This is a genomic window from uncultured Gimesia sp. (assembly GCF_963972345.1).
Classification (GTDB): domain Bacteria; phylum Planctomycetota; class Planctomycetia; order Planctomycetales; family Planctomycetaceae; genus Gimesia.
Window position 1 is genome coordinate 1 of record NZ_CAXAVM010000332.1, and the last position, 3,594, is coordinate 3,594.

Annotated in this window: 4 protein-coding genes and 1 pseudogene; 3 read left to right on the forward strand and 2 right to left on the reverse strand. The window is 48.2% G+C overall.

Going from position 1 to position 3,594, the window contains the following annotated elements:
* On the reverse strand, positions 1-542 hold a 542-nt coding region (locus AACZ40_RS28600), incomplete at its 3' end, for a metal-dependent transcriptional regulator (RefSeq protein ID WP_339677026.1).
* Between the two features lie 667 nt (positions 543-1,209).
* Between AACZ40_RS28600 and AACZ40_RS28605 the strand changes: the two genes are divergently transcribed.
* Entirely contained in the window at positions 1,210-2,136 is a 927-nt protein-coding gene (locus AACZ40_RS28605; protein ID WP_291166074.1) for a transporter, read from the forward strand.
* A gap of 406 nt (positions 2,137-2,542) precedes the next feature.
* Here AACZ40_RS28605 and AACZ40_RS28610 read toward each other — a convergent pair.
* Positions 2,543-2,836 (reverse strand): annotated as a pseudogene (locus AACZ40_RS28610) (transposase); the annotation flags it as partial.
* Between the two features lie 116 nt (positions 2,837-2,952).
* Here AACZ40_RS28610 and AACZ40_RS28615 point away from each other — a divergent pair.
* Together AACZ40_RS28615 and AACZ40_RS28620 are read left to right on the forward strand one after the other, a co-directional pair.
* Complete coding sequence (locus AACZ40_RS28615; protein ID WP_291166076.1) at positions 2,953-3,126, forward strand: ATP-binding protein; 174 nt, start codon at positions 2,953-2,955, stop codon at positions 3,124-3,126.
* 62 nt (positions 3,127-3,188) lie between these two features.
* On the forward strand, positions 3,189-3,594 hold a 406-nt coding region (locus AACZ40_RS28620; protein WP_339677029.1), incomplete at its 3' end, for a helix-turn-helix domain-containing protein.

Below are 3,594 nucleotides of genomic sequence, written 5' to 3' on the forward strand. Positions count from 1 at the left end.
AGAACACCAATTTCTGAGAGATATCTCAGCGAATCTGCAGCCTGCAAATCGATCCGGACAACCTTGAGTGACTTGCCAACAGGAGCATCTGTCAATCGCAGAACCTGGTGCTCAGGCATCGATCCATCCTTTTGTGGAATGGGAGCATCACCTGGGTCATATTCAGGATGATTCAAAAAGTCATCGATATAATCAATCAGTCTGTCAGAAGCACAAGGCTCCAGTCGGAAGGCGTCTTTCTCCAGTGTTTTCCAGGTGACTCCCAACGACTGGCAAAAGAAGAATTCGAGAAGTCGACGCCGACGGACCGTACGGAGAACCTGTCTTCGACCGCACTCTGTCAGGATGGCCCCTTCATATGGGATTAAGTCGATCAACCCTTTTTGGGCCAGATCCTTCAGTACGCTACTGACTGTTCCGTTGGTAACTCCAATCGCTTTAGCAATCTTTCCGGTCGGGGCACGAGAATCATCTCCAAAAGTGGCGATACTTTCGATTGCCCAGAGATAGTCTTCAGGACGCGTCCGACGAAGATCACTCATTGTGCTCCCAATCTTAATGCAGGTACAAATATTCTTTGCAATTCAACCTCGGTTTTTTAATTACGCCAGAGATTTGTGAGATTGTAGTCTGCGATGACTGTTTAACTGGCGATCTGTCAATAAGATACTTTTCTTAGGCAACGTCTTCTGATAACCAGATGCTGTGCTCAGGATTTCGATGCGCTGTCTACCGGCCTAACAGATAGTTGCGCGTACTGAATGCACCACGCACAATTGTAGCATGCGCTACATCAAACCCCGACAAATGTAGCTTATGCTACAATTTGTGTCAAGCATAGAGAATCATCGCTCTCTGTATCCCCCGAATTGGCTGTCAGACCGGAAGTCGTGATGGAGAATTGCTTAAAAAGGTCGGTTTCAACCGGCAATTTTAATCAACAATCTTCACCGAAAGTCCGTGTGTCTGACATTTCCTCATTAGTCTCATAGTTTTGGAATACAAAAACCAGGGTTTTGGAATATCAAAACCGATTTACCCGTCGATCCTTATGACAATTAGTGATCACGAAAGTATCAACAGAATTTGTATCCCCCCCCAAAATCAGCAAAAACTCTAGAAAGACTCAAATCGATGATACTCCGAATACTTAACAGTTACTGCCCATATCAAGTTTTGGTGGTCTGTGCGGTTCTGGCAGGAGAGCATTTGTACCAGCCTCCCCAGGCAATTGCCGATCTTCCGTTTGAAAATCCGACTCCCGCCTGGCACGAAAATATTACTCCAGTTTCAGATCGGGAGTCTGGTTTGCGCCCGCTTGAACCTGCCTCGATCTGTTCTGACAATGAATGCCAGCCCAGAGGCACCCTATTTCAATGGAGTTATGGAACCAGTTTTTCAGGAGGCCCCGATCTTGACGAACCTCTAGCCACTGACCGACCCGATTTCACTGAAGCGAGTTCAACTGTGGGCCGGGGAGTGGTTCAGCTCGAACTGGGATACACCTACATCTATGATGACGATGGTACTGCTTCTTCAAAATCTCATTCTTTGCCTGAACCTCTTCTGCGTTATGGTATCCTGGCAGACTGGCTAGAATTCCGACTTGGCTGGAACTATTCCAGCGATCAACTTGCTCAACTAAATGATATTTCCGGTAGTGAAGATCTTTACCTTGGCTTCAAAATTGGACTGACGCCACAAGAAGGAATTCTACCTGAAATGGCGGTCATCCCGCAGATGACTGTCCCCACAGGTTCAGATCAATTTACAGCGGGAGAAGTACTGCCCGGCTTAAACTGGATTTACAGTTGGGAAATCAACGACTTCATTTCGACGGGAGGCAGCACCCAGTTCAACCGCGCCATCGACGAAGTCACCACGAATGCCTTTACCGAATGGGCTCAATCATGGACAGTCAGTTACACTTTGACTGAAAAAGTAGGTGCATATACCGAGTGGTTTGCGTTTTTCCCTCAAAGTGCTGAGACTGCAAAACCTGAGTATTACTTTAATGGCGGATTTACCTATCTGATCAACAATAATGTGCAATGGGATATCCGGGCAGGCGTGGGGCTGAATGAAGCAGCTGACGACTACTTCGTGGGCACGGGAATCTCAATACGGTTTCTATAAGGTTTCATCTGCTCATCACATTGTGATCGGCGCACAACTCACATCTAGAATTGTTCGAAAACTTGATCGTCCCTAACCGGTCGATAGTAGAAACTGGACTTCCCCAGTAATAGTGGTCGAGTTTTGACGCTTAAGAATTAATCATCCTGGCGTCAGTTTGAATTGTTCACATACTCCAATCTGCACTTTCATGAAATAGAATGCCAGGGAACGCACACGAATAGTGTCCAGTTCACGCATTCGCAGCTCGGCCGGTTCATCAAGAACACTCTGGTAACGGTGACCGGCCCGCGAGAAGCCGAGCACCTGGCAGGCACACCGCTCACTGACTTCGTATCAAACCTGAAGTTCCTGCATCAGAGTACGACGACGAGTGGGCCTCACAGTTTTTTTTGAGAACGTTTTAGAGCATGCTCTTGTCCAGGCTCAGGTCAGCCACCAGTTGTTTGAGCTTCCAGTTTTCCCCTTCCGACTGCTTCAGTCTGCGGACTTCAGCGACGCCCAGACCGGCGTATTTCTTCTCCCAACGGTAAAAGGTCTGTTCGGTGATCCTCATCTTCCTGACGATCTCTGCTACCGCAGTGCCGGACTCATACTGCCGCAAAACAAATGCAATCTGCTCTTCCGAATATCGTTTCTTTTCATGTTCATGCTGTCTGATCCTCCTACGAAAAATACAAGATAACAAAATTTCTCGCATTTAACATGGATCAGGAATCGGGGTGAAGGTCAAGTCTATTGGAAACTCTCACAACAAATGGATCAAGTCAAGGGGAACTTCAGCATGCCAGATATCGCAGAATCGGACACATCAATTTGGCTACCCATAAAAAACAATCAGGTGCATTACTTCCGAACCTGATGCTTAAATTCGGCTCTGAACTGCTGTTCGACGTCATCAGCACGGCGTATGAACGCTTCAGCCTGATCGTGACGACCAATCTGCCCTTTGAAAACTGGGCCGAGGTACTAGTGTCTCGTCAGTTTTAATAATTGGGGTTGTAGAGATCGAGTAAATATCAGATCCTTCACGCATTCAAGGAGGATCTGATATGGAAAAGAAATACATCGTACGGCTGTCGAAGCAGGAACGGGATACGCTTACGGATGTCCGCAAGCGGCTGAAAGGTTCAGCGCAGAAGGTCAGGCGGGCAGAAATTCTGTTGAAGGCGGATGTGCGGGGACCGAACTGGACTGACACAAAAATCACCGAGGCGTTTTCGTGCCGCGTGCAGACCGTGGAAAATCTCCGGAAACGACTGGTCGTCGAAGGGTTTGAGATCGCCTTGAATGGGAAGCCCCGGGCAGCACCGCCGAGACAGAAAGTTCTCGACGGCAAACAGGAGGCGCAGGTGATTGCCATGCGTCTGGGGCAGCTTCCGAAAGGCTATGCGAACTGGTCACTTCGACTGCTGGCGGAACGTATGGTGGAACTCGGACTGGTCGAGTCGATCAGTC